At 70.0% G+C, this 26,989-nt stretch carries 18 protein-coding genes; 16 read left to right on the top strand and 2 right to left on the bottom strand.

The genetic code is table 11. The annotated features are described in order from the left end of the window. The first annotated feature begins 8 nt into the window (after nucleotides 1-8). From VZL07_RS04480 to ftsZ, 13 genes are all read left to right on the top strand, one after another. Complete coding sequence (locus tag VZL07_RS04480; RefSeq protein ID WP_426754088.1) at nucleotides 9-1,532, top strand: UDP-N-acetylmuramoyl-L-alanyl-D-glutamate--2,6-diaminopimelate ligase; 1,524 nt, start codon at nucleotides 9-11, stop codon at nucleotides 1,530-1,532. A gap of 38 nt (nucleotides 1,533-1,570) precedes the next feature. Beyond that, the gene (locus tag VZL07_RS04475) at nucleotides 1,571-2,971 is read left to right on the top strand and encodes a UDP-N-acetylmuramoyl-tripeptide--D-alanyl-D-alanine ligase (RefSeq protein ID WP_426754087.1); all 1,401 of its coding nucleotides are present in this window, start codon (nucleotides 1,571-1,573) and stop codon (nucleotides 2,969-2,971) included. Next, complete coding sequence (mraY, locus tag VZL07_RS04470; RefSeq protein WP_426754086.1) at nucleotides 2,971-4,149, top strand: phospho-N-acetylmuramoyl-pentapeptide-transferase; 1,179 nt, start codon at nucleotides 2,971-2,973, stop codon at nucleotides 4,147-4,149. The genes VZL07_RS04475 and mraY overlap by 1 nt, the downstream gene beginning before the upstream one ends. Before the next feature lie 19 nt (nucleotides 4,150-4,168). Next, nucleotides 4,169-5,536 carry a UDP-N-acetylmuramoyl-L-alanine--D-glutamate ligase gene (murD, locus tag VZL07_RS04465; RefSeq protein ID WP_426754085.1) on the top strand — a complete coding sequence of 456 codons (1,368 nt, stop codon included), beginning with the start codon at nucleotides 4,169-4,171 and terminating at the stop codon, nucleotides 5,534-5,536. Nucleotides 5,537-5,540: 4 nt separating this feature from the next. Next, nucleotides 5,541-6,707, top strand: coding sequence for a putative lipid II flippase FtsW (gene ftsW / locus VZL07_RS04460; RefSeq protein WP_426754084.1), 1,167 nt, complete (start codon nucleotides 5,541-5,543; stop codon nucleotides 6,705-6,707). After that, entirely contained in the window at nucleotides 6,704-7,855 is a 1,152-nt protein-coding gene (murG, locus tag VZL07_RS04455; protein WP_426754083.1) for an undecaprenyldiphospho-muramoylpentapeptide beta-N-acetylglucosaminyltransferase, read from the top strand. Before ftsW ends, murG begins: the two co-directional genes overlap by 4 nt. After that, nucleotides 7,852-9,270, top strand: coding sequence for a UDP-N-acetylmuramate--L-alanine ligase (murC, locus tag VZL07_RS04450; RefSeq protein ID WP_426754082.1), 1,419 nt, complete (start codon nucleotides 7,852-7,854; stop codon nucleotides 9,268-9,270). Before murG ends, murC begins: the two co-directional genes overlap by 4 nt. Nucleotides 9,271-9,274: 4 nt before the next feature. Next, nucleotides 9,275-10,207: a UDP-N-acetylmuramate dehydrogenase gene (murB, locus tag VZL07_RS04445; protein ID WP_426754081.1), complete on the top strand. Its 933-nt coding sequence runs from the start codon at nucleotides 9,275-9,277 to the stop codon at nucleotides 10,205-10,207. Next, nucleotides 10,204-11,160, top strand: a complete 957-nt coding sequence (locus VZL07_RS04440) for a D-alanine--D-alanine ligase (protein ID WP_426754080.1) — start codon at nucleotides 10,204-10,206, stop codon at nucleotides 11,158-11,160. Before murB ends, VZL07_RS04440 begins: the two co-directional genes overlap by 4 nt. Nucleotides 11,161-11,314: 154 nt before the next feature. Then, on the top strand, nucleotides 11,315-12,169 hold the full coding sequence (locus tag VZL07_RS04435; RefSeq protein ID WP_426754079.1) for a cell division protein FtsQ/DivIB: 855 nt from the start codon (nucleotides 11,315-11,317) through the stop codon (nucleotides 12,167-12,169). Between the two features lie 46 nt (nucleotides 12,170-12,215). Beyond that, a complete protein-coding gene (ftsA, locus tag VZL07_RS04430) occupies nucleotides 12,216-13,448 on the top strand; it encodes a cell division protein FtsA (protein WP_426754078.1) in 1,233 nt (410 codons plus the stop codon). 337 nt (nucleotides 13,449-13,785) lie between these two features. Next, a complete protein-coding gene (gene agmC / locus VZL07_RS04425) occupies nucleotides 13,786-21,807 on the top strand; it encodes an adventurous gliding motility protein AgmC (protein ID WP_426754077.1) in 8,022 nt (2,673 codons plus the stop codon). A 336-nt stretch (nucleotides 21,808-22,143) separates the two neighbouring features. Continuing rightward, nucleotides 22,144-23,361 (top strand): cell division protein FtsZ, encoded by a 1,218-nt coding sequence (gene ftsZ / locus VZL07_RS04420; RefSeq protein ID WP_426754076.1) that lies wholly within the window; start codon nucleotides 22,144-22,146, stop codon nucleotides 23,359-23,361. A 21-nt stretch (nucleotides 23,362-23,382) separates the two neighbouring features. Here ftsZ and VZL07_RS04415 read toward each other — a convergent pair whose 3' ends face one another. Continuing rightward, the gene (locus VZL07_RS04415; RefSeq protein ID WP_426754075.1) at nucleotides 23,383-23,772 is read right to left on the bottom strand and encodes a hypothetical protein; all 390 of its coding nucleotides are present in this window, start codon (nucleotides 23,770-23,772) and stop codon (nucleotides 23,383-23,385) included. Between the two features lie 137 nt (nucleotides 23,773-23,909). Between VZL07_RS04415 and VZL07_RS04410 the strand changes: the two genes are divergently transcribed. From VZL07_RS04410 to VZL07_RS04400, 3 genes are read left to right on the top strand one after another with little or no spacing between them, the layout of a single operon-like run. Then, nucleotides 23,910-25,262: an acetyl-CoA carboxylase biotin carboxylase subunit gene (locus VZL07_RS04410; protein WP_426754074.1), complete on the top strand. Its 1,353-nt coding sequence runs from the start codon at nucleotides 23,910-23,912 to the stop codon at nucleotides 25,260-25,262. Nucleotides 25,263-25,307: 45 nt separating this feature from the next. Continuing rightward, on the top strand, nucleotides 25,308-25,520 hold the full coding sequence (locus tag VZL07_RS04405) for a biotin/lipoyl-binding carrier protein (RefSeq protein WP_426754073.1): 213 nt from the start codon (nucleotides 25,308-25,310) through the stop codon (nucleotides 25,518-25,520). A gap of 2 nt (nucleotides 25,521-25,522) precedes the next feature. Next, nucleotides 25,523-26,305, top strand: coding sequence for an enoyl-CoA hydratase/isomerase family protein (locus tag VZL07_RS04400; RefSeq protein ID WP_426754072.1), 783 nt, complete (start codon nucleotides 25,523-25,525; stop codon nucleotides 26,303-26,305). Between the two features lie 34 nt (nucleotides 26,306-26,339). Here the strand turns inward: VZL07_RS04400 and VZL07_RS04395 are convergent, their stop codons facing one another. After that, nucleotides 26,340-26,933, bottom strand: coding sequence for a response regulator (locus VZL07_RS04395; RefSeq protein ID WP_002634367.1), 594 nt, complete (start codon nucleotides 26,931-26,933; stop codon nucleotides 26,340-26,342). Nucleotides 26,934-26,989 lie beyond the last annotated feature (56 nt).

Below are 26,989 nucleotides of genomic sequence, written 5' to 3'. Positions count from 1 at the left end.
GGGAAGAGATGAAGCTGACGGATGTCCTCGCAGGATGTGGTGCCGAGCAGACCTCGGGCGGCCGTTCCGCGGTTGACGTCACCGGTGTGACGCAGGACTCGCGGCGCGTGAAGCCGGGAGACCTGTTCGTCGCCATTCCTGGCACGAAGGAGGATGGGGCCCAGTTCATCGGTGAGGCCGTGTCCCGTGGCGCCGTGGCGGTGGTGTCGGAGAAGCCGGTGCCGTCCTCGCAGGTGCCCTTCTTCAAGGTGGGCAACGCCCGGAAGGCGCTGGCGCTCATCGCGGCCAACTTCCATGGCCGCCCGGCGGACCAGCTGACGCTGCTGGCGATCACGGGTACGAATGGGAAGACCACCACCAGCTACCTGCTGGAGGCCATGAGCACCGCGGCGTATGCGTCCACCGGCGTCATCGGGACGCTGGGCTACAAGTTCGCGGGCCGCACGCAGGAGAGCGCCAACACCACCCCGGACCCGCTGGAGCTGCACCGCATCCTCCGGGAGATGGTGGACGCGGGCGTGGAGACGGTCATCATGGAGGTCTCCAGCCATGCGCTCGCGCAGGAGCGCGTGCACGGGCTGACCTTCAAGGCCGCGGGCTTCTCCAACCTGAGCCGCGACCACCTCGACTACCACAAGGACATGGAGGACTACTTCCAGTCCAAGCGGAAGCTCTTCGCGGAGAACCTGTCCGCCACGGGCGTCGCGGTGGTGAACGGCGACGACACCTACGCCAGCCGCATCTACAACGAGCAGCGCGGCCAGAAGCGCATGGCGTGGAAGTTCAGCCGTCAGGGCACGGGTGAGATTTCCGCGGCCGACGTGAGCTTCTCGCTCCAGGGCATCAAGGGCGTGCTGAAGACGCCCGCGGGCGACATCCCGCTCAAGAGCAAGCTCCTGGGCCCCCACAACCTGGAGAACATCCTCCTGGCGGTGGGCATCGGCCTGGGCGCGGGCTTCTCGCGCCGCGACGTGCAGGAAGGCATCGAGCGGATGATGCCGGTGGCCGGCCGCATGGAGCGCGTGGAGAACTACGGCCCCGCCGGCGCGCCCGCGGTGCTGGTGGACTACGCGCACACGGATGACGCGCTCAAGCGCTCCATCGAGGCGGCGCGCACGCTGGCCAAGGGCCGCGTCATCACCGTGTTCGGCTGCGGTGGGGACCGGGACAAGGGCAAGCGTCCGCTGATGGGCGCGGTGGCGGGTGAGGGCGCCGACCTGGCCGTCGTCACCAGCGACAACCCCCGCACCGAGGACCCGGAAGACATCATCGCGCAGGTGACGGCGGGGCTCGAGAAGAGCGGCCTGCGCCGCATCTCCGCCGGCAAGGCGAAGAGCGGTGAGAAGGGCTACCTGGTCGACGCGGACCGCCGCGCGGCCATCGAGCAGGCCATCAGCCTGGCGTCCGCGGACGACGTCGTCCTCATCGCGGGCAAGGGCCACGAGACGTACCAGCACGTCGGCGCGGAGAAGCTCGCGTTCGACGACCGGCAGGTGGCGGCCAAGGCGCTGGCCAACCGCACTGCTGGCTGAGCCTCACGCGCCCCGGCGACCCGCCCATCTCTCACACCATGGCAGCTTCCTTCAGCGACGAAGAGGTGGTGCAGGCGACCGGGGCCACCCGGCGTGGCGGCCCGGCCCCGGCCGCCTACGCTACCGTCTGTACCGACACGCGGGCACTCACCCCCGGGTGCCTGTTCGTGGCCCTGGTGGGTGAGCGCTTCGACGCCCACGCCTTCGTGGACGCCGCGGCGAAGGGCGGGGCGGCTGGCGCGGTGGTGGCGCGCGGGCGCCCGTTGCCCGCGCTGCCCGAGGGCCTGGCCCTCTATGAGGTGGAGGACACCCTGCGGGCCCTGGGGGCGCTGGGCCGGCTCCACCGCCAGCGCTTCCGGATTCCGATGTGCGCGGTGGGCGGCTCGAACGGGAAGACGACCACCAAGGAGATGGTGGGCGCCATCCTGGCCACGCGCGGGCCTGCGCTGAAGACCGAGGGCAACCTCAACAACGAGATTGGCGTCCCGCTGACGCTCTTCCGGCTGGAGCCGCACCACGTCGCGGCCGTCATCGAAGTGGGGATGAACCAGCCGGGGGAAATCGAGCGGCTGGCGCGCATCGTCCTGCCGGACGCCGGCGTCATCACCGTGGTGCAGCCCGAGCACCTGGAAGGGCTGGGCAGCATCGAGGGTGTGGCGGCGGCGGAGGGCGAGCTGTTCCAGGAGATGGGCCCGGGCACCACCGTGGTGGTGAACGTGGACGACGCGCTCATCCCCGCGCAGGCGGAGCGCAGCACCGCGCAGCGGCTCACGTTCGGCCGGGCGGAGCACGCCGACGTGCGCCTGGTGGACGTGAAGACGCTGGGCCGCGAGGGCATGGTGGCCACGGTGCGGCACCTGGGCCGCGAGTGGCCGGTGCGGCTGCACTTCGTGGGGCCGCACAACGCGCAGAACGCGACGGCGGCCTTCGCGGTGGCGCTGGCGCTGGGCTACACGCCGGAGGAGTGCGTGCGCGGCCTGGAGTCGGCGCGGCCGTACTCGCGGCGCCTCAACGTGGTGGACGGGCAGCACGGTGTGACCGTGATTGACGACTGCTACAACGCCAACCCGGCCTCCATGGACGCCGCGCTGGAGACGCTGCGCACGCTGGTGCCCGCGGGCGGCCGGGCGGTGGTGGTGCTGGGGGACATGCTGGAGCTGGGGCCGGGCGAGCTCGAGGAGCACGCGCGCCTGGGCCGCCAGGTGCCCTCGCACGCGACGCTGGCGGCGTTTTTCGGGCCTCGCTCCGCGAAGGGGTGGGAGTCCGCTTCCATGGGTGAATCCGCCGCCCACTTCACCGAGGTGGAGCCGCTGATGGCGTGGTTGGCGCCGCGGCTGCGCGAAGGTGACGTGGTGCTGGTGAAGGGCAGCCGCGGCATGCGGCTGGAGCGGGTGGTGGCCGCCCTGACGGGCACGGCCGCCCCCGGAGGAAACCACTAGTGCTGTACCTCCTCTACGAGGTCATCCAGAACACGGAGGCGGGGCGCGTCCTCAACTTCCTGCGCTACCCCACCTTCCGCATCATCGCCGCGGGCGTCTTCGCGCTCCTGCTCGGCATGCTCATCGGGCCCAAGCTCATCGCCCGGCTGCGGCTGAAGCAGCACGGGCAGAGCAACGTGCGCGAGGACACGCCGGACTCGCACCAGAAGAAGAAGGGCACGCCCACCATGGGCGGCTCGCTCATCCTGCTGTGCATCGCGGCGGGCACGCTGCTGTTCGCGGACCTGAAGAGCCGCGCGGTGTGGGTGATGCTGCTCCTGACGCTGGGCTACGGCTTCATCGGCTTCCTGGATGACTGGCTCAAGCTGTCCAAGCGCAACTCGAAGGGCCTGGCCGGGCGCAAGAAGATGGTGCTTCAGACCTTCTTCTTCCTGGTCGCGGTGTTCGGCCTGTTGACCACGTGGACGCTGCCGGACGGCTCCTTCGGGCCCACGCTGCTCATCAACACCAAGCTGACGCTGCCCTTCATCCCCACGCGCTGGTTCAACCCGGACCTGGGCTGGTTCTACGTCGTCTTCGCGTGGATTGTCGTCGTGGGCACGTCCAACGCCGTGAATCTCACGGACGGCCTGGACGGCCTGGCCATCGTCCCCACCATCGTCTCCGCCATCACCTTCGCGGTGCTCTGCTACGTGGCGGGCACCACGCTGAGCATCGCGGACTCGGAGACGGTGGGCGGGGTGTCGAAGCTGGTGGCCACGCCGCTGTACCAGTACCTGGGCGTCCTCCAGGTGCCGGGCGGCGCGGAGCTGGCGGTGTTCTGCGCGGCCATCGTCGGCGCGGGCATCTCCTTCCTGTGGTTCAACACCTACCCGGCCTCCGTCTTCATGGGCGACATCGGCTCGCTGGCCCTGGGCGGCGCGCTGGGCGGCCTGGCGATGCTGTCCAAGAACGAGGTGGTGTCCGCCATCATCCACGGCATCTTCTTCGCCGAAATCCTGAGCGTGATGATTCAGGTCACCTCGTTCAAGATGACGGGCAAGCGCGTCTTCAAGATGGCGCCGGTGCACCATCACTTCGAGCTCAAAGGGATGGCCGAGCCGAAGATCATCGTCCGTTTCTGGATCGTCTCCATCCTCTGTGGTGGCGTGGCGCTCCTGTCCTTGAAGCTCCGCTGAACCCGGAGGTGGCACGGCCATGACGTTGGCGCTGTCCGGTCAGAAGGTGCTGGTGTTCGGGCTCGCGAAGAGCGGCGTGGCCGCGCTGCGCCTGCTGCGTCAGCACGGCGCGCACGTCACGGCGTTGGACGCGCGGAGCGAGGACGCGCTGGGCGCGGTGGCGCACGAGGTGAAGTCGCTGGGCGCCACGCTGGTGTCGGGACCCACGCCGGCGGGGCTGCTCGCGTCACAGGACCTGGTGGTGGTGAGCCCGGGCGTGCCGCTGGCGCTGCCGGAAATCCAGGCCGCGCGCGCGGCGGGCGTGGCGGTGTGGGGCGAGGTGGAGCTGGCCGGCCGCCTGCTGGCCGACGTCCCGCTGTTCGGCATCACCGGCACCAACGGCAAGAGCACCACCACGGCGCTCACCGGCGCGCTCTTCTCCAGCGGCGGCAAGCGTACCTTCGTGGGCGGAAACCTGGGCCGGCCCTTCAGCGAGGCGGCCATGCCTCCGGGTGAATGGGACGCGCTGGTGGTGGAGCTGTCCAGCTACCAGCTGGAGGGCATCCGCACGCTGCGTCCCCGGGGCGCGGCCATTCTCAATCTCACGCCGGACCACATCGACCGCTACCCGAGCCACGCGGCGTACGGTGAGGCGAAGGCGCGCATCTTCCAGAATCAGCAGGCCGGTGACTTCGCGGTGGTGAACGCGGACGACGCGGACGTGCTGGGCCTGGCGCGCGGCGCGAAGGCGCCGGTGTACGGCTTCAGCCTCACGGGCAGGCCCGTGGCGCAGGCGCCGGCCCTGGCGGGCCTGGCGGTGGTGGAGCCGGGCGGCTTCCGGCTGGACTTCCTGGGTGAGCACTACACGCTGACGAACCGCGCGCTGCGCGGCGCGCACAACGCGCAGAACGCGATGGCGGCGGCGCTGCTGGCGCGGCTGGGCGGCGTGCCCTCGGGCGCGGTGCAGGCGGGGCTGGACGGCTACCCGGGCCTGCCGCACCGGCTGGAGAGCGTGCGCACGCTGGACGGCGTCGAGTGGGTGAACGACTCGAAGGCCACCAACGTGGAGTCGGTGCTGGTGGCGCTGCGCGCGTTTACCACTGGCGTGTGGCTGATTGCCGGCGGCAAGGGCAAGGGCGCGCCGTACGCGCCCATGGTGGAGGCGGGGCGGGGCAAGGTGAAGGGCGTGCTCACCATGGGCGACGATGCGGACACGCTGGCCCGGGCCTACGCGGGCGCGGCGGACGTGTACGCGTGTGGCACGCTGGCCCAGGCGGTGGCGCGAGCGCGCGAGCTGGCGGCCCCCGGAGACACGGTGCTGCTGTCGCCCGCGTGCGCGTCCTTCGACCAGTTCAAGAACTTCGAAGACCGGGGCGATTCGTTCAAGCGCCTCGTGGAGGCGCTGTGACGGCATGAAGACCTCTTCTCCACCGTCCGCCGCCCTCGTGCGCTTCGACCCGGTGTTGCTTTGCGCGGTGCTCGGGCTCGTGAGCTTCGGGCTGGTGATGGTGTACTCGGCCAGCGCGGTGCTGGCGCAGGACAAGCTGGGCGACAGCCTCTACTTCCTCAAGCGTCAGCTCGTCGCCGCGGGCCTGGGCCTGGTGGCCATGGCGGCGGCCATGAAGGTCGGCTGGCGCCGGCTGGCGCGCTGGGCCTACCCGCTGCTGCTGGCGGCCATCGTCCTGCTCGTGCTGGTGAACATCCCCGGCATCGGCAGCACGGCGGGCGGCGCGCGGCGGTGGATCCGCCTGCCGGGCTTCGGCCTGCAGCCGGCGGAGGTGGCGAAGTTCGCCTGGGTCGTCTACCTGTCCTACTCGCTGGCGAAGAAGCGGGAGAAGGTGGCGAAGTTCTCCGTGGGCTTCGTGCCGCACCTCGCGCTGTGCGGCATCCTGGTGTTGCTGTGCATGATGCAGCCGGACTTCGGCAGCAGCGTGCTGCTGGTGTTCATGCTCTTCGTGCTGCTCTTCGCGGCGGGCGCGAAGCTGAGCTACCTGGTGGGCATGGTGCTGCTGGCGTTGCCCATGGCGTATGTCGCCATTGCCTCCAGCCCGTACCGCATGAAGCGCATCCTGGCCTTCATGGACCCGTGGGCGCACCGGCATGACGTGGGCTACCAGGTGGCCGAGTCGCTGATGTCCATCGGCTCGGGCGGCGTGGCCGGGCTGGGGCTGGGCGACGGGCGGCAGAAGCTCTTCTTCCTCCCGGAGGCCCACACGGACTTCATCTTCTCCATCATCGCGGAGGAGACGGGCCTGATTGGCGTGGGGCTGCTGGTGGTGCTCTACGGCGTCGTGCTGTGGCGCGGCGTTCAGGCCAGCCTGGCGGCGGGAGAGACGTTCGGCACGTACCTGGGGCTGGGCATCAGCTCCATCATCGCCTTCCAGGCGGCGGTGAACATGTGCGTGGCCATGGGGCTGTTGCCGACGAAGGGGCTGACGCTGCCCTTCGTGTCGTACGGAGGTTCATCGCTGGTGGTGTTGATGGGTGCGGCGGGAGTGCTGTTGTCGTTGAGCGCGAACACCCAGGGGGCCGCGAGGCCCAGCCGGGTGGGAACCGACATGCGGGAGGTGGCGGCATGATGAAGGTGCTCATCGCGGGCGGGGGCACGGGCGGTCACCTCTTTCCGGGCATCGCCCTGGCGGAAGAGGTGGTGACGCGGCACCACCGCAACGAGGTCGTCTTCGTGGGCACCGAGCGCGGCATCGAGTCGCGCGTGGTGCCGAAGGAAGGCTACCCGCTGGAGTTGGTGAAGGTGCAGGGCCTCAAGGGCAAGGGCTTCGTGTCCCTGCTCAAGGCGCTGATTGCGCTGCCGCTGGCCTTCATCGAGTCCTTTCGCATCCTCGCCCGGCAGAAGCCGGACGTGGTGGTGGGTGTGGGTGGCTACGCCAGCGGGCCGGTGGTGCTGGCCGCGTGGCTGATGGGCATCCCCACCGCCATCCAGGAGCAGAACGCGCTGCCCGGCTTCACCAACAAGGTGCTGGGCCGGATTGTCCGCGTGGTGTTCATCGCCTTCGAGGAGGCGCGCGCCTTCTTCCCCGAGAAGAAGGTCCAGCTCATCGGCAACCCCATCCGCCGCAAGCTGATGGACAACTACCTGCGCAGCCACGTGGCGCACGAGCGCTTCTCCGTGCTCGTCTTCGGCGGCAGCCTGGGCGCGCGCGGCATCAACCAGCGGATGACGGAGGCGCTGGACTCGCTGGGCGACCTGAAGGACAGCCTGCACTTCGTCCACCAGACGGGGAAGAACGACCTGGAGGCGGTGCGCAAGGGGTACGCCGACAAGGGCTTCCAGGCGGAGGTGGTGGAGTTCATCGACGACATGTCGGGCGCCTATGCCCGGGCGGACCTGGTCGTCTGCCGCGCCGGCGCGACCACCCTCGCGGAGCTGACCGTCTGCAAGAAGGCCAGCATCCTGATTCCCTTCCCGCACGCCACGGATGACCACCAGGCCGTCAACGCGCGCGCGCTGGTGGACGCGGGCGCGGCGCTGATGTTCCGCGAGTCGGAGCTGACCGGCGAGAAGCTGGCGCAGACGATTCGCGAGCTCAAGAGCCACCCCGAGCGCCTCAAGAGCATGGAGAAGAAGGCGGGCCTCCTGGGGCGCCCCGAGGCCGCCAAGGAACTGGCGGACGTGTGCGTGGACCTGATGGTCCAGGCGTGGGGCCCCAACGGCCGCGAGCGCACCCCTGTCGAAGCCGAGAAGAAGGCGCCGAGGAGCCATTCGTGACGCGCAACAAGCCCCCCAGTCTCTTCAAGACGCGCCACGCGGCGCAGGTCCACTTCGTGGGGCTCGGCGGTATCGGCATGAGCGGCATCGCCGAGGTGCTGCTCAACCTGGGCTACCGGGTGTCCGGCTCGGACCTTCGCGAGAGCGACATCACCCGGCGCCTGGCGCGCATGGGCGCCACCTTCTTCGAGGGCCATCGCGCGCAGAACCTGGTCCAGGCGGACGTGGTGGTCATCTCCTCCGCGGTGCGCAAGGACAACCCGGAAGTGGTCGCCGCCCGCCAGCGGAAGATTCCCGTCATCCCCCGCGCGGAGATGCTCGCGGAGCTGATGCGCCTGAAGTACGCGGTGGCGGTGGCCGGCAGCCACGGGAAGACGACGACGACGTCCATGGTGGCCACCGTGCTGAGCGCGGCGGGGCTGGACCCGACGGCGGTGGTGGGCGGCAAGGTGAACGTGCTCGACTCCAACGCCAAGCTGGGCAAGAGCGAGCTGATGGTGGTGGAGGCGGACGAGAGCGACGGCAGCTTCCTGCACCTGCACCCGTCCATCGCCATCGTCACCAACATCGACCCGGAGCACATGGACCACTACGGCGACCTGGAGACGCTCCAGTCGGCCTTCGTGGAGTTCTGCAACCGGGTGCCGTTCTACGGCCTCAACGTCCTGTGCCTGGACAACCCCAACGTCCAGGCGCTGCTGCCGCGCATCGAGAAGCGCTTCGTCACCTACGGCAGCTCGCACATGGCGGACTACCGGCTGGAGAACATCCAGCTCGATGGCTTCACCACCCGCTTCAACGCGTACCGCCGGGACGAGTCGCTGGGCGAGTTCCGCGTGCGGATGGTGGGCGCGCACAACGCCTTCAACGCGCTGGCCGTCATCGCCGTGGCGGAGGAGATGGACATCCCGCTGGAGACGGTGCGCGAGTCGCTGGCCGAGTTCGGCGGCGTGCAGCGGCGCTTCACCGTGCGCGGCGAGGCGCAGGGCATCACCGTGGTGGACGACTATGGGCACCACCCCACGGAGGTGCTGGCCACGCTGGCGGGCGCGAGGCGGGCCTTCGGGCGCCGCGTGGTGGTGGCCTTCCAGCCGCACCGCTACACGCGCACGCATGACCTGATGAAGGAGTTCACCACCTCCTTCAACGACGCGGACGTGCTCTTCGTCACCAGCGTCTACGCGGCGGGCGAGGAGCGCATCGAGGGCGCCACGGGCGACGCGCTGGCGGACGCCATCCGCGCCCACGGCCACCGCGACGTCACCTTCGTGGAGAAGCGCGCGGACCTGCCGGCGGCCCTGCTGCCGCGCCTGCGCGAGGGCGACCTGGTGCTGACGCTGGGCGCCGGCGACATCACCCACGTGGGCCCGGAGCTGCTCGAGCTGCTGCGCACCTCCCGCCTGTCGAAGGACTAGCCCCATGGTGGAAGCGGGCGTGAAGACGGCGCTGGCGGCGCGCGTGGAGTCGCTGGGTGGCTGCGAGGTGAAGGCCGGCGAGCCGCTGGCCCCGCTCACCAGCGTCCGGGCGGGCGGCGCGGCCGAAGCGCTGGTGCGCCCGCGCTCGCCCGACGCGCTGGTGGCGCTGCTGAAGCTGGCGCGCGAGGAAGGCGCCCCGGTGTCGATTCTGGGCGGCGGCGCCAACACGCTGGTGGGCGACGGCGGGGTGCCCGGCCTGACGCTGAAGCTTCCCGGAGACCTCTTCCCCGAGGTGGCCGAGGTGGGCCCCGAGGAGGGGCGGCTCACGCTGGGCGCGGGGGCGGCCATCGTCCGCCTCATCAACGTCATGCGGGCCCACGCGCTGGTCGGCGCGGAGTTCCTGGCCGGCATCCCCGGCACGCTGGGCGGCGCGGTGGCGATGAACGCCGGCACCAAGAATGGCGAGGCCTTCCGCGTCATCGAGGCGGTGGAGGTGGCCACCGCGGACGGGGTGGGGTGGCTGACGAAGGCGCAGATTCCGCACGCCTACCGTCACTCCGAGCTGCCGCCTGGAGGCGTCGTCACCCGGGTGCGTTTCGCGCTGCGCAAGGGCGACGTGGTGGCGTCCAAGGCCGTCATGGACGCGGACCTGGGTTACCGGAAGCGGACACAACCGCTCAGCCAGCCCAACTTCGGCAGCGTCTTCACCAACCCGCCGGGCGACCATGCCGGGCGGCTCATTGAACTGGCGGGCCTGAAAGGGTACTCGCTGGGGCGCGCGCAGGTGTCCACCCTGCACGCCAACTGGATTGTGAACCTGGGCGGTGCCACCGCCCGGGACGTGCTGGGCCTCGTCACCCTCATGCAGCAGCGGGTGCGCGAGCAGTCCGGCGTCGACATGAAACCCGAAGTCAAGCGCCTGGGAGACTTCCTGTGACTGCCAACCGCGGTGCCTTCACGAAGGACGAGCTCAAGCAGAAGCGTGTCGGCGTGCTGTTGGGCGGAATGTCCGCGGAGCGCGAGGTCTCCCTGCGCACCGGTGAGGCCGTGTCCGGGGCCCTGCGTGGGCTGGGGTACGACGTGGTGGACATCGACGTGGGCAAGGACCTGCCCGCGCGCCTCGCGGCGGAGAAGGTGGACGTGGCGTGGCTGGCCGTCCACGGCCGCTACGGCGAGGACGGCTGCCTCCAGGGGCTTCTGGAGTCGCTCTTCATTCCTTATACCGGCAGCGGCGTGCTGGCCTCCGCGCTGGCCATGGACAAGGTCTACGCGAAGCAGGTCTTCGTGGCCCACGGCATCCCCACGCCCGCGTACCGCGCGTTCCGGGACGCCGCGTCGGCGCTGGCGGCGGTGGACAGCCTGCCCTTCCCGTTCCCGGTGGTGGTGAAGCCCAGCCGGGAAGGCAGCAGCGTGGGCGTTCACGTCTGCAAGACGCGGGACGTCTACGAGGCAGCGGTCAACGACGCGGCGAAGTACGCGGGCACGCTGATGGTGGAGCAGTTCGTCAAGGGACGGGAAGTGCAGGGTGGGGTGCTGGACGATGAGGCCCTGGGCGTCATCGAGGTCCGCGCCGCGCGCGAGTTCTACGACTATGACGCGAAGTACAAAGCGGGCACGGGCACGCAGTACCTCTTCCCCGCGCCCCTGCCTCCGGATCAGTATGCGCGGGTGAACGAGGTGTGCCTGGCCGCGCACCAGGCCCTGGGGTGTAGCGGGGGCTCGCGGTCGGACGTCATCGTCACCGACGGAGGCGAGGTGTTCCTGCTGGAGACCAACACGCTGCCGGGCATGACGGCCACCAGCCTCCTGCCCAAGATTGCCGCTGGGCGCGGCATCGACTTCCCGGCCCTGTGCGAGCGCCTGCTCTTGGGCGCGTGTCTCAAGGCCTGAGCGTCCGTTTTCAGTCCGGCGCAACTCGGCGTCGGGCATCTCCGAAAATTTCCGAAGCCCTTGTGCAGCGCATTGCGCTACAGCGACGTGCCTGTAGCCAAAAACTGGCGTGGCTCCCCAACCGCGCACAGCATGCGTCAACCGTTTTCTCCCCATGGCCTTTGGTAAATCCAAGAACCGCCGCCGTCAGGACGCCGCCCAGCAGAAAGAGGCGGTCCGGGGCGCGGTGCGCGCGCACGCGCCGGGCGTGCTGAGGGTGCTGGGACTGGCGGTGACCACCGGGCTGCTGGTGTGGGGTGGGGTGGCGGTGCGGAAGTGGGCGCTGACGTCGCCGCGCTTCGAGCTGGAGGCGGTGTCCTTCTCCGGCCTGCAGCGCGCCTCGCGCGTGGAGCTGCTGCGGCTGGCGGCGCTGACGAAGGGGCAGAACCTGTGGACGCTGGACGTGGACGCGCTGGAGCGCGCCATGCACCAGCACCCCTGGCTGCGCACGGTGGAGGTGACGCGGCGCTTCCCCAACCGCGTGTCGGTGGAGGTGACGGAGCACACCCCGGTGGCCATGGCCGTCCTGGGCGAGCTGTACGTCCTGGACGACCAGGGCGAGCCCTTCAAGCGGGTGACGCCCGGTGATGGCCTGGACCTGCCCCTGGTGACGGGCCTGGACCGGGAAGGTTATGTGGCGGATCCGGCGGTGGCGCAGGAGCGCTTCCGCTCGGCGCTGGAGGTGGCGAGCGCCTATGCGCGGCTGTCACCCGACAAGGCCGAGCAGCTGTCGGAGGTCCGCCTGGAGGCGCAGAGCCTGACGCTGGTGACGGCGTCCGGGCAGGAAGTGCGCCTGGGTGAAGGAGATTCGGAGGTCAAGCTGCAACGTCTGGCCCGTGTCCGGCGCGAACTGGGTGCGAGGGGGCTTGCAGCGGAGATCATTCACCTGGATAACCGTGCCCGGCCCGGCTGGGTGGCGGTGAAGATTTCGAGCCCCGCGTCCGAGAGGAGCGGGGCTTCGATGCGGTAAGCGGACGCGCCCCTTTCACGAGAGTGGGGGGCCTGGGAGGGTTGTCATGGCGAAGCAGAAGTCGGGGGAGATCATCGTCGGCCTCGACATCGGCACGACGAAGATCTGCGCCATCGTCGGAGAGCTGACCGACAGCGGCATCGACATCATCGGTATCGGTACGCATCCGTCGAAGGGTCTGCGCAAGGGCGTGGTGGTGAACATCGAGGCGACCGTCTCTTCCATCCGCCGCGCGGTGGAAGAAGCGGAGCTCATGGCGGGGGCGGAGATTTCCCACGTCTACACGGGCATCGCCGGGGGCCACATCAAGGGCTTCAATTCCCAGGGCATCGTCGCCGTCAAGGACAAGGAAGTCCGCGAGGCCGACATCGCCCGCGTCATCGACGCGGCCAAGGCCGTGGCGATTCCGCTGGACCGGGAGGTCATCCACGTCCTCCCGCAGGAATTCATCATCGACGACCAGGGCGGCATCAAGGAGCCCCTGGGCATGGCCGGCGTCCGCCTGGAGGCCAAGGTCCACATCGTCACCGGCGCGGTGTCGAGCGCGCAGAACATCGTCAAGTGCGCCAACCGCACCGGGCTCAACGTCTCCGACATCGTCCTCCAGCCGCTGGCCAGCGCGGAGGCGGTGCTGGGCGAGGACGAGAAGGAGCTGGGCGTGTGCCTCGTCGACATCGGCGGCGGCACCACGGACATCGCCATCTTCTCCGGCGGCTCCATCGTCCACACGGCGGTGATTGCCCTGGGAGGCAACAACCTCACCAGCGACATCGCCATTGGCCTGCGCACCCCCGCGCATGAGGCCGAGCGCATCAAGCAGAAGTACGGCTGCGCCCTGTCGACGCTCATCAACAAGGACGACACCATCGAGGTGCCCAGCGTCGGGGGCCGTCAGCCCCGCGTGCTCGGGCGGCAGATTCTCTGCGAAATCCTGGAGCCGCGCGTGGAGGAGATATTCCAGCTCGTGCACCGCGAAATCCAGAAGTGCGGCTACGAGGACCTGCTGGCCTCGGGCGTGGTGATTACCGGTGGTTCCACGCTACTGGCCGGCATGCCGGAGCTGGCCGAGGAAGTGCTGGGCCTGCCCGTCCGTCGCGGCATGCCGCGCGGCATCGGCGGCCTGGTGGATGTGGTGAAGAGCCCCATGTACGCCACGGGCGTGGGCCTGGTCGTCTACGGTGCCCGCCACCTGGACCGGCGCATGTTCCGCATCCGCGAGGAGAACGTGTACAAGAAGGTGAAGGGCCGCATGCGCGAGTGGCTCGAGGAAATCTTCTGACACGCCGGGCCAAGCGCCCGCCGCGTTGCCCAAGGGCTCTCCGTGAGGAGGGCCCTTTTTTGTTGGCGCCGGGCCGCACCCTGCGTCCCGATTGACGCGTCACGCGTCCTGCGTTGACGCGTCAGCCGACCTGGTGGGTTGCGCTCCGAGAGGCGCTGGGCCGGTCTGGTTTCTGGAATTCGGATCCGTGGCTCGGATGGGGCGCCTTTCACCCCGGGCCCGTGGGGCTGAGAACCGTGGAGCCTCGGCGGTCGTAGAGTGGACAGGCGCTGGCTTCCGGATTGCTACGTGCGGCAATTGCCGTTGGGTCCACACCCCCCCCCACGCGCCCAAGTCTATGACTCAAGAGACCTTTGACGTCCCCCTGCTTAGTCGGGCTTTCCGAGGACGCATTCGCCTGTTCGCCGCACCCCTGGCGCTGCTGTGCGCCGCGCTGCTGGGGTCCGCCGCGAAGGCCGCCGCGGACACCTTCGGTCTGGGAAATGGGACCGCCGCGTTGACCATCAGCGCGCCCAACACCGTCATCAACACCTACACGGAGGTGACGGCCGCGGCGCCCGCGGGGCAGAGCTTCGTGATGGTGGCCTCCTCGTCGGGATTCGCGGTGGGCAACCTGGTCATGGTGCACCAGACCACGGGCTTGCCGACGGAGCCGGCCTCGGGCAGTCAGACGCCCATCGACCTGACGGCGACGCCAGTCGGCCGCTGGGAGCTCGCGCGGATTGGCAGCGTCACGGCGACGCGGATCAACTTCACGCAGCCACTCACGGGGGCCTTCGCGGCGACTGGGGCGCAGGTGATTCGCGTGCCTGAGTACTCCACCGTGATGGTGAATGCCTCGGGCAGCATCGTCGCCCGTCCCTGGGATGGAGCCACGGGTGGCGTGGTGGCCTTCCTGGCGCAAAACACGGTGACCAATGAGGGCGCCATCCACGCGGATGGTCGGGGGTTCCGCGGAGGCTTCCCCTGGAATGGTGACGGTGATGCGTGCACCGGCCTGGACCAGGAATGGCCGGGCGGAACGTCAAAGGGCGAGGGGCTGGTGCCTTCGCGATTTGGTGGGGACATTTTCCCCATTCCGACTGGAACGACGGGCCGGGGCAACATCGCCAATGGCGGTGGTGGCGGCGTGTGTCACAACTCGGGCGGCGGTGGTGGCAGCAACGCGGGCGCGGGTGGCATTGGCGGGCGGACCTGGGTGGGAGAAGAGCCTCCGGCGTCCCGGCCCGTTGGTGGGCTTGGGGGCGCTTCCCTGACCTTCGATCCGGTGGTCCGGACGGTGTTTGGCGGTGGTGGCGGTGCTGGACATGGCAACGACGATGCGGCCGGTGGCGGCAGCGCGGGCGGCGGTGTCGTGTTCATTCGCGCCGCCTCGCTCGCGGGCGCTGGCCGCGTGTCGGCGAACGGGCTCGCGGGAGGCGACGCCGTGGGCACTGCCAACGATGCCGCGGGTGGCGCGGGCGCTGGCGGTACCGTGTACCTGCGTGTCACCGGAGCACTGAGCTGCTCGGCCAACTCGGTGACGGCCCTTGGTGGCAATGGTGGCCGCACGACGTACGACCAGCATGGAACGGGTGGCGGCGGTGGTGGCGGCCGTCTGCTGATTCAGGGCGCGACGGTCGGGTGCACTCCGGTCGTCACCGGTGGAGCGGCCGGCACGCAGCCGACGGCCAACGCGCCGGACGGGCTCACGTATGGCGCCGACCCCGGAAGCCCGGGTGTCGTCACCGTCCTGCCGGGCGCCTTCCCCGCGTCCCTGGCCTCGCCAGTGGTAACGATGCCCGCCAATGGCTCCATCACGGGCATGCGTCCGGTCATCAGCGGCACGGCGCCGCCGAACGCCACCGTGGTCATCTTCGTAGACGGAGTTGAGCTGGGCCGGGTGCCGGCGGATGCCATGGGCAACTTCAGCCTCACGCCAAGCGCCGACCTGTCCGTCGGCGCGCACATCGTGAATGCCTACGCCACGCTCCAGGGCGTCGCGTCCGTGCTGAGCAACACCAACACGTTCACCGTGGCCTCCGATACCACTCCGCCGGACACCACCATCGTGAGTGGCCCCCCGGCGGTGACCAACGCCACGAGCGCCACGTTCAGCTTCGCTTCCAACGAGAACCCGGTGACGTACGAGTGCTCGCTAAACGGTGGCCCGTTCGTGGCGTGCACCAACCCGCAGACCTTCCCCGGCCTGGGTGAGGGCAACCACACGCTGGCAGTGCGCGCCCGCGACGCGGCGGGCAACCTGGACCCGACGCCTGCGACGTATGCGTGGACGGTGGACACGACGGCTCCGGACACCACCATCGTCAGCGGCCCGTCGGGGACGACGACGTCCAACAGCGCCACGTTCGACTTCGGCTCCAACGAGAACCCGGTGACGTATGAGTGCTCGCTGGACGGTGCGCCCTACGTGGCGTGCACGGACCCGCAGACGTTCGTGAGTCTCTCGGACGGGGAGCACACGCTGGCGGTGCGCGCGGTGGACGCGGCGGGCAACGAGGACCCGACGCCCGCGACGCGCACCTGGACCGTGGACGCCACGGCGCCGGACACCACCATCGTGAGCGGGCCCCCTGCGGTGACGAGTTCCACCAGCGCTACGTTCGACTTCAGCTCCAATGAGAGCCCGGTGACGTACGAGTGCTCGCTGGACGGTGCGCCCTTCGCGGCGTGCGCCGACCCGCAAACCTTCCCCGGCCTGGGCGAGGGCAACCACACGCTGGCGGTGCGTGCGGTGGACGCGGCGGGCAATCTGGACTCGACGCCTGCGACGTATGCGTGGACGGTGGACACGACGGCTCCGGACACCACCATCGTCAGCGGCCCGTCGGGGACGACGACGTCCAACAGCGCCACGTTCGACTTCGGCTCCAACGAGAACCCGGTGACGTATGAGTGCTCGCTGGACGGTGCGCCCTACGTGGCGTGCACGGACCCGCAGACGTTCGTGAGTCTCTCGGACGGGGAGCACACGCTGGCGGTGCGCGCGGTGGACGCGGCGGGCAACGAGGACCCGACGCCCGCGACGCGCACCTGGACCGTGGACGCCACGGCGCCGGACACCACCATCGTGAGCGGGCCCCCTGCGGTGACGAGTTCCACCAGCGCTACGTTCGACTTCAGCTCCAATGAGAGCCCGGTGACGTACGAGTGCTCGCTGGACGGTGCGCCCTTCGCGGCGTGCGTGGACCCGCAGGTCTTCCCGAGCGTGAGCGAAGGTGACCACACCTTGCGGGTGCGCGCGGTGGACGGGGCCGGAAACGTGGACCCGACGCCCGCTGAGTACGCATGGACGGTGGACCTGACGCCTCCTGAGCTGCCGACCATCGAATCGCCTGCGGACCAGGAAGAGGTCGCGACGGCGACGCCGACGCTGACGGGAACGGGGGAGCCGGGCACCGACATCTACCTGGAAGTGGGCGGCGCCACGCACGGCCCCATCCCCGTCGATGAGGACGGCAACTGGACCTTCACCGTGCCCGAGCCGCTCGAAGAGGGGCCGCACACGGTGTCCATCACCGGCGTCGACGCCGCGGGCAACTCCGCGGGGCCGGTGACGAGCACGTTCATCGTCGACCTGACGGCGCCCGACACGTTCATCGAGTCGGGCCCTGCGCTGGTGACGAATGCGACGACGGCCACCTTCGACCTCCGCTCGGAGGGCGGCGGTGTCGCCTACGAGTGCAGCCTGGATGCGGGCGCCTTCGTTCCCTGCGACAACCCCGCGAGCTTCACGGGTGTGCCGGATGGCGACCACCTGCTCCTGGTCCGTGCGGTCGACGCGGCGGGCAACGTGGACCCGACCCCCGCCCAGTACGCGTGGACGGTGGACACGGCGGCTCCGGATACGCTCGTCGCGAGCGGCCCGGCGACGCCGACCTCGGAGACGTCGGCCACCTTCGTGTTCGCGGCCTCCGAGCCCGGCGCCACCTACGAGTGCAGCGTGGATGGCGCGGGCTGGGTGCCGTGCACGGAGACGTCGACGTTCGAGGGCTTCTCCGACGGAGACCACACGCTCCTGGTGCGCGCGGTGGACCCCGCGGGCAACACGGACCCGTCGCCCGCCGAGTACACGTGGACGGTGGACACCGCGCCGCCGGCGGCGCCGCTCATCACCTCACCCGCGGACGGCGCGGTGCTGGATGACGGCGTGGTGACCATCACGGGCACTGCGGAGGGGGCCGAGTCCGTCATGCTGACGGTGGGCGGGACGACCTACGGCCCCATCCCGGTCGAGCCCTCGGGCAACTGGACCTTCACGCCGCCGGTGACGCTGCCGGATGGGCCTTACACGGTCACTGTCACGGCGACGGACGAGGCGGGCAACACCAGCGCCCCGACGAGCTCCGGGTTCACGGTGGACACGACGGCGCCGGACACGGCCATCGACAGCGGGCCGGCGGTGCTGACGAACGTGGCCATCGCGGACTTCGTCTTCTCCTCCAATGAGAGCCCGGTGACGTACGAGTGCTCGCTGGACGGTGCGCCCTTCGCGGCGTGCCCGGCCCAGGCGCAGTTCGGCCCGCTGGGCGACGGCGAGCACACCCTGCGGGTGCGCGCGGTGGACGCGGCGGGCAATGTGGACCCGTCGCCCGCCGAGCACACGTGGACCGTGGACGCCACGGCGCCCGGGGTGAGCATCACCACGCCCGCGAACGGCGAGGTGCTCGACGTCGCGGTGGTGACGTACACGGGAACGACGGAGCCGGGCAGCACCGTGACGGTGGTGGTGGATGGAGTCACGGTGGGCACGGCCGAGGCGGATGACGCCGGTAACTGGTCGCTCCCCGTGGGGGACACGCTCTCGGAGGGCTCCCACACGGTGTCCGCCACCGCCGTGGACGAGGCGGGCAACACCGGCTCCACGGTGACGCACACGTTCACCGTGGACGCGCAGCCGCCCGAGACGACGTTCATCACGATGCCGCCGGCGCTCTCCAACAGCGACTCGGCGACGTTCACCTTCGATTCCGACGAGTCCCCGGTGACGTACGAGTGCAGCCTGGATGGCGCGCCCTTCGCGGCGTGCCCGGACCCGGCCACCTTCTCGGGCCTCGACGACGGCGAGCACACGCTCGAGGTCCGGGCGCGGGACGCCGACGGCAACGTGGACCCGACGCCGGCCAGCTACACGTGGACGGTGGACACCACCGCGCCGGAGACGCTCATCCTGTCGGGGCCGCCGCTGACGGAGGCGCCTGCCACGGCGACGTTCGACTTCGACTCGGATACCTCTCCGGTGACGTACGAGTGCTCGCTGGACGGTGCGCCCTATGCGCCGTGCACGGACCCGGTCACCTTCACCGGCCTGGCGGAAGGCGACCACACCTTGTCGGTGCGGGCGGTGGACGAGGCCGGCAACGTGGATGACACGCCGGCCACCTACTCGTGGGTGGTGGCGAACGACACGGACGGCGACGGGCTGTCGGACACCGAGGAGGTCGCGCGGGGCACCGACCCGAACAACCCCGACACGGACGGTGACGGGCTGCCGGACGGTATCGAGGTGAACGTCGCCGGGACGGACCCGCTGGATGACGACTCGGATGATGACGGCATCCTGGACGGCAACGAGGACGCCAACCACAACGGCATCGTCGACGAGCGCGAGACGGACCCGAACAACTGGGACACGGACGGTGACCTGCTCTCCGACGGTCTGGAGACGGGCCTCGCCGAGCCCCAGGGCACCGGTACGGACCTGACGCGCTTCGTGGCGGATGCGGACCCGACGACGACGACGGACCCGCTCAACCCCGATACGGACGGCGGCAGCGTGCGCGACGGCATCGAGGACGCCAACCAGAACGGCCGCGTCGACCCGGGCGAGACGGATCCGCTGCTCGCCGCGGATGACGTCGACACGGATGGTGACGGCATCGACGACGCCACCGAAATCGCGCTGGGCCTGGACCCCAATGACGCGGACAGCGACGACGACGGTGTGCCGGACGGCGTGGACGGCATCACCGACACGGACGATGACGGCCTCATCGACGCGCTGGACCCGGACAGCGACAACGACGGCATCCTGGACGGCACGGAGTTGGGCGTGACGCTGGAGAGCGCTCCGGCGGACACCGACCGTAGCTCGCCCAACTTCCAGCCGGACGCGGACCCGAGCACCACCACCGACCCGAAGCATCCGGACACGGACGGTGACGGGCTGCCCGACGGCGAGGAGGACGCCAACCACGACGGCCGCGTCGACACCACGGAGACCGACCCCAACAACCCGGACACGGATGACGACGGCCTGAGCGACGGCGTGGAAGTGGGGGGCGCCAACCCCACGAACCCGCTCAACCCCGACACGGACGGCGATGGCCTGACGGACGGTGTGGAGGACGCCAACCACAACGGCGCCTTCGACAACGGCGAGACGGACCCGAACAACGAGGACACGGACGCGGGCGGCGTGAACGATGGTGAGGAGGTCACCGGCGGCACCGACCCGCTGGACGGCAACGACGACTTCGTCATCTCCGGCCGTGGCTGCAGCACGAGCGGGGCGGGCACCTTCGCTCCGCTGGCGCTGCTGCTCCTCGGGCTGCCCCTGCTGGGCCGCTTCCGCCGCACGGCGGGGCGGGCCGGCGCTTTCCCGGGCGTGGCCGCGGCGGTGCTCGCGCTGGCGGGCATGCTGGTGGCGCAGCCGGCCTCGGCGCAGGTGCAGGCTCCGTCCGCGTCGCAGTCCATCGACGTGCAGCAGTACAAGCCGGGGCCCAGCTCGAAGGACATCCTGGGCGTCCAGAGCGCCCAGGTGCACCGCCACCTCGGCTGGAACGTGGGGGTGTCCGTCAACTACGCGGACAAGCCGCTCAACTTCATGGACCCGCGCACGGACCGGTTCATCACGGCCCTGGTCCGCAGCCAGGTGGGTGTGGACCTGATGGGCTCGGTGGGCCTCTTCGACCGCTTCGAGCTCGGCGTGCTGCTGCCGGTGACGCTGCAGCGCTCACAGGCGGCGCCCATGGTGGACCCGTCCTTCGCGCAGGGCGTGGGCTCGGGTGGCATCGGCGACCTGCGGCTGGTGCCCAAGGCCCGGCTGCTGGAGGAGGGCGCCTTCGGCCTGGCGCTGACGGTGCCGGTGGTGCTGCCCACGGGCGGGGGCTCGGACTTCCTCGGTGGCTCCGGCGTGGGCGTGCAGCCGCGCCTCGTGGCCGAGTACGGCGAGCGGTTCCGCCTGGCCGCCAACGTGGGCGTGGACTTCCGGAAGCAGCAGCAGCTGCGCAACCTGAACATCGGCAACGCGGTGTCCTATGGCGTGGGCGCCGAGCTGCCCTTCACCGTGAGCGAGGTGCCGCTGGCGCTCGCGGCCACGGTGGTGGGCGCGGTGGGCCTGGAGCAGCAGAACACCGAAGAGCGTCCGCTGGAGCTGCTGGCGGCGCTGAAGTACCGCTCCCTGGGCGGCTTCTCCGCGCACGTGGGCGGCGGCCCGGGCCTCACGCGCGGCTACGGCACGCCGGGCTTCCGGCTGCTCGCGGGCTTCAGCTACAGCCCGGAGCCGTCGCGCGAGCCGGTGCAGGCCGCGCCGGTGGACACGGATGGCGACGGCCTGGTGGACCTCGATGACCGCTGCCCGACGGAGCCCGAGGACAAGGACGGCTTCCAGGACGAGGACGGCTGCCCCGACCCGGACAACGACGCGGACGGCATCGTCGACACGGCGGACGCGTGCCCGAACGAGCCCGAGACGGCCAACGGCTTCGAGGACACGGATGGCTGCCCGGACACCGCGCCGCCTCCGCCCCCGGTGGACACGGATGGCGACGGCCTCATGGACCCGGACGATCGCTGCCCCAACGAACCGGAGGACAAGGACGGCTTCCAGGACGAGGACGGCTGCCCCGACCCGGACAATGACCGGGACGGCATCCCGGACACCGTGGACCAGTGCCCGAACGAGCCGGAGACCATCAACGGCGTCAAGGACGAGGACGGCTGCCCCGACAAGGGCAAGGTGAAGGTGCAGGTCGAGGGCGAGCGCATCGTCATCCTGGAGAAGGTGTATTTCGCCACCGGCAAGGACGTCATCCTGGCCCGCTCGTTCCCGCTGCTGAAGCAGGTGGCCGCGGTGCTGCGCGCCAACACGCAGGTGGAGCTGGTCCGCATCGAGGGCCACACGGACAGCCAGGGCAACGACGCGAGGAACCTGGACCTGTCCCAGCGCCGCGCCAACAACGTGCGTGCCTTCCTGGTGAAGGAGGGCATCGCCGAGAGCCGCATGGAGGCGGTGGGCTACGGCGAGACGAAGCCGGTGGACACCAACAAGACGGCGAAGGGCCGCGAGAACAACCGCCGCGTGGAGTTCACCATCGTCCGCATCGCGAAGGTGGAGGTGGAGCGCGAGGCGCACTGATGCGCGCGGGCCTCGAATAGCCGGTGAAACACACCGGTTGATTTCACGCGAGGGTGGCTCCGAGACGGTTTTCGGAGCCACCCTTCGTGTTTTCGGGCATGCTGCGTCCGACCCGCTACGCAGTGCCACACAGCGCGAGTCAAGGGGCGAAGTGCGCCCACCACGCCGTATGCCTGCACGGCCTTGTGTTGGCGTAAGTGCGCGTCAGGACTCGGACGCGCAGCATCCCGCTACAGGCTCGTAGCGGAATACTTGCCAAAGCGTGGGACTTGCTGATGATTGTGGAGGTTGGGAGCACGCGCGCTGCATCGCGCAACTCCGGGCGAGAGGACCACCATGGACCAGTTCGATCAGAACAAGCAGGCCGCCAAGATTCGGGTCGTCGGTGCGGGTGGGGCCGGCTGCAACGCGGTCAATACGATGATCCTCTCGAAGCTGGACCGGGTGGACTTCATCGCCGCCAACACCGATGTCCAGGCGCTCGCCGCGAGCAAGGCGCCCACGCGGCTCCAGCTGGGGCAGACGCTGACGAAGGGCCTGGGCGCGGGCGCCAACCCGGAGATGGGCCGCGAGGCGGCCCTGGAGTCGCGGGACCAGATTGCCGCGGTGCTCGAGGGCGCCGACATGGTGTTCGTCACCGCCGGCATGGGCGGCGGCACCGGTACGGGCGCCGCGCCCATCATCGCGGACATCGCCAAGAGCCTGGGCTGCCTCACCGTGGGCGTGGTGACGAAGCCCTTCCTCTTCGAGGGCAACAAGCGCCGCAAGCAGGCCGAGCAGGGCATCGTGGAGCTCAAGGCCGCGGTGGACACGCTCATCACCATTCCGAACCAGCGCCTGCTGTCGCTCTCCAACGAGCCCATGCCGCTGCTGGAGACGTTCAAGCGCGCGGACGAGGTGCTGCTCAACGCCGTTCAGGGCATCAGCGACCTCATCCAGTACCACGGCTACATCAACGTCGACTTCGCCGACGTGAAGACCATCATGAGCGACAAGGGCATCGCGCTCATGGGCACCGGCCACTCGTCGGGTGACAAGCGCGCGCTGGTCGCCATGCAGCAGGCCATCTCCAGCCCGCTGCTGGAGGACGTGTCCATCGACGGCGCCACGGGCCTGCTCATCAACATCACGGGTGGCCGCGACATGACCCTGCAGGAGGTCAACGAGGCCCTGACGCTGGTGCACGACGCCGCCGACAGCGAGGCGGAGATCATCTTCGGCTCGCTCATCGACGAGAACATCTCGGACGAGGTGAAGATCACCATCATCGCCACGGGCTTCGTCCACCGCGACCAGCCCAAGGTCCGCACGGTGGCGCCGGTGGTGCAGGTGCCCATGTCGCGTCCGGGCCCGTCCGTGCTCGCCAACGCGCGCGAGGAGGTCGCCAGCCTGGTGCCCGCGAAGGCCGCCGGCTCGCGGCCCCTGGCCGTGGAGAGCGGCAAGTCCGTGAGCGCGCGCACCGCGGTGGTGAAGGACGCGCCCCTGCCGCTGGACGAGGATCAGTTCGACATCCCCACGTTCCTGCGGCGCCAGGGCCAGACGGAGCTGCCGTAAGCCGCGCCGTCGGAGCGGGGCTCAGCGGCCGGGAAGCTGGGCCACGCTGGCCTCGTCGCGGCCGGACAGGGTGTCCGCGCGGTCGAACAGGCCGTCGACTTCCGAATAGAGCGCGTCCACGCGCTCCGGGAGCCGGGCCGCGGGCAGCACGCCGTCGCCGGAGACTTCCTCCAGGCGCGCGTGGGCCCGCTGCAGCAGCTGGAGCGCCTTGAGCAGGGCGAGGCCTCGGCGCGTGCCTTCCTGTGTGAAGAGCGTTCCGCTCTGCGTCAGCGTCTCCAACGTGGTGCGAACGAAGCGCACACGGTCGGCCTGTCGGCCACGGTAGAGGTCCAGGCGCTTGGCGCGGCGCGCACGGTGCAGGTCCACCACGCCGCCAGGGCTTGAAGAGGAGGGGGGCTTCACGGGGGACAAGGTACGTCACCGTCTCGTAGACCCGCAAATTTACTGGACTGTAGGGACCTGTTGCACGGCCGTCCGCACCCTTGTCTTGAGAGGGGGCGAGGGTTAGGTTCGCCGCCCTTTCGCACCCACACCCCAGGGGTTCCGTCATGTTCCAGAAGCTGCTCATCGCCAACCGGGGAGAGATTGCCCGCCGCATCGGCGTGGTGGCCCGGGGCATGGGACTCAAGACGGTGGCCGTGTACTCGGACGCGGACGCCGAGCTGCCCTTCGTGAAGGAGGCCGACGAGGCGGTCCGCATCGGGCCCGCGCCGGCCAAGGACAGCTACCTCAACGCCGCCGCCATCCTGGAGGCCGCGAAGCAGACGGGGGCCCAGGCCGTCCACCCGGGCTACGGCTTCCTGTCGGAGAACGGCGAGTTCGCCCAGGCCTGCAAGGACGCGGGGCTCATCTTCGTGGGCCCGCCGCCCGAGGCCATGGCGCGGATGAAGGACAAGAGCCAGGCCCGCAAGCTGGTGGCCGCCGCGGGCGTCCCGGTGGTGCCCGGCAGCGACGGCGTGGTGCCTGACGTGGCCAGCGCCCAGGCGGCGGCCGAGCGCATCGGCTTCCCGGTGCTCATCAAGGCGGCCAGCGGCGGTGGTGGCATCGGCATGGCGGTGGCGAACAACCCCGCGGAGCTGGAGAAGGCGTACCGCCAGTGCACGGACCGGGCGAAGGCCGCCTTCGGCAAGGAAGGCGTGTACGTGGAGCGCTACTTCCCGGCGCCGCGGCACATCGAGGTCCAGATTCTGGGGGACCACCACGGCCACCTCATCCACGGCCTGGAGCGCGAGTGCTCCATCCAGCGCCGCCACCAGAAGGTCGTCGAGGAGGCGCCCTCGGTGCTGTTCGCCGACGGCCGCAACCCGGAGCTGGCGGAGAAGCTCTTCTCGGCCGCCATCGCCGCGGCGAAGGCCTTTGGCTACGCCAACGCCGGCACGGTGGAGTTCCTGTACTCGGACGGGCAGGTGTACTTCATCGAGATGAACGCCCGCCTCCAGGTGGAGCACCCGGTGACGGAGCTCACCACGGGGCTGGACCTCATCGGCTGGCAGCTGCGCATCGCCGCCGGTGAGCGCCTCACGGTGAAGCAGGAGGACGTGAAGCGGCGCGGGGCGGCGCTGGAGTTCCGCATCTACGCCGAGGACCCGGTGAAGTTCTTCCCGTCCCCGGGCCCGCTGAAGGTGTTCCAGCCGCCCACGGGCGAGGGCGTCCGGCTGGACGCGGGCTACGGCGAGGGCAACACCGTCACGCCCAACTACGACCCGATGATTGCCAAGCTCATCGTCAGCGGTGAGACGCGGGCGCAGGCGATTGAGCGCTCCGTGGCGGCGCTCCAGTCCTTCCGCATCGAAGGCATCAAGACGAACATCCCGCTCCACCTGCGCATCGTGCAGGATGCGGCCTTCCAGGCCGGCGAGCTGGACACCCACTTCCTGGAGCACCACGCCAAGCCGGCGTAGCGGGGCCCGCTCCAGCCCCACCCACCCCTGAGGAGGCACGGATTCATGGCGGACGTTGCGGCGCACATCACCGGCACTGTGTGGAAGATTGAGGTCCAGGTCGGCCAGCAGATCAACGCGGGCGACACGCTCGTCATCCTCGAGTCCATGAAGATGGAGATGCCGGTGGAGGCAGAGGAGGGCGGGACGGTGAAGGAAATCCGGGTCAAGGAGTCCCAGTCGGTCAACGAGGGCGACGTCCTCGTGGTGCTCGGCTAGCAGTGGAACCCGTCGCCGCGACAGGGGCTTCGCTGACCGTCGAGGACCGCGACGACGGGGTCCGGGTGCTGACGCTGTCCAACCCGGCCCGGCGCAACGCGCTCGATGACGGACTGCTGGCCCGACTGGACGCGGCGCTGGAGCCCGCTCCGCACGTGCGCGCCCTGCTGGTGCGGGGCGCGGGCGGGGCGTTCTGCTCCGGCTATGACTTGACGCACCTGGGGCCGCCCGGCGCGGACGGGCGGCTGCCGGACGACTTGCTGGTGGACTGCCTCCTGAAGCTGGAGTCCCACCCGGCGCCCAGCGTGGCGTTGGTGGAGGGCGCGGCGGTGGGGGCGGGCTTCGACCTGGCGGCGTCGTGCGACTTCCGCATCGGCACGCCCAACGCCGTCTTCCTCATGCCGCCCGCGCGCCTGGGCATCGTGTACTCGCCCGAAGGGCTGGCCCGGGCCGCGCGGCTGGTGGGCGTGGCGCGCGCCAAGCAGCTCTTCCTCGCCGCGCGCAAGCTGAGCGCACGTGAAGCGCTGGAGTGGGGACTGCTGGACGACTGCCTGACGGATGCGGAGGCCCGGGCGCTGGCGCTGTGCGCCACCCTGGCCAGCCATGCACCGCTGGCGGTGTCGGGGATGAAGGAGTCCTTCGGACGTCTGGCTCGGGCCCCGCTGGAGGAGGCGGACCGGGCACGGCTGCGCGACCTGCGCGCGGCGGCCTTCGGGAGCGAGGACGCGAAGGAGGGGCGGGCGGCCTTCCTCGAAAAGCGCCCGCCCCGCTTCTCCGGCCGCTAGTCAAGGCGGCCGGAGGGGGACTGCCACGGCGACATCAGGTGTCGCCGAAGAGCTCGCCCATGCGCAGCTGCAGCGCCGAGGCAATCTTGTACAGCGAGGAGATGGAGGCGGAGGACTCCGCGCGCTCAATCTGCGACAGCAGGGACACCGACAGGCCGGTGCGCCGCGCGAGCTGCTTGAGCGTGAGCTCCTGCGTCTTGCGCGCGTCGCGGATGGTGCGGCCAATGGCGCGGTGGAGGTCCGCCTCCGGGTCCTGGGACAGGCCCTTCTTCTGGAGGGCGTTGCGGACCGCGGTGATGAACTGCTCCGGCTCCATGGGCTTCTTGACGTAGTCGGAAGCCTGGGCCTTGAGCGAGGCGACGGCCGTGTCCACCGTGGGGTACGCGGTGGCGACGATGACGGCCACGTCCGTGTCGTACTTGCGAATCTGCTCCAGCACCTCGGTGCCCGACATCTGCGGCATCATCATGTCGAGGATGACGAGGTGGAAGTCGGAGCCCCGGAGGATTTCCACCGTCTGGGTGGGGTCCGTCGTGGTCACGACCTCGTAGCCTTCGCGCGTCAGGACCAGCTTGAGGTAGTCGCAGTTGTCCTGCTCATCATCAACTACCAGGATGCGAATCTGCACAGCGTCTCCTCGCTGCAGTTCAGTGTCATGTGACCGGAGGTCCCCAGGGGGGGATG

The sequence above is a fragment of the Pseudomyxococcus flavus genome, from assembly GCF_050038885.1.
In the GTDB taxonomy this organism is placed as follows: domain Bacteria; phylum Myxococcota; class Myxococcia; order Myxococcales; family Myxococcaceae; genus Myxococcus; species Myxococcus flavus.
The sequence above is the reverse complement of the archived record's forward strand: the minus strand, read 5'-3'. Positions and strand labels throughout refer to the sequence as shown.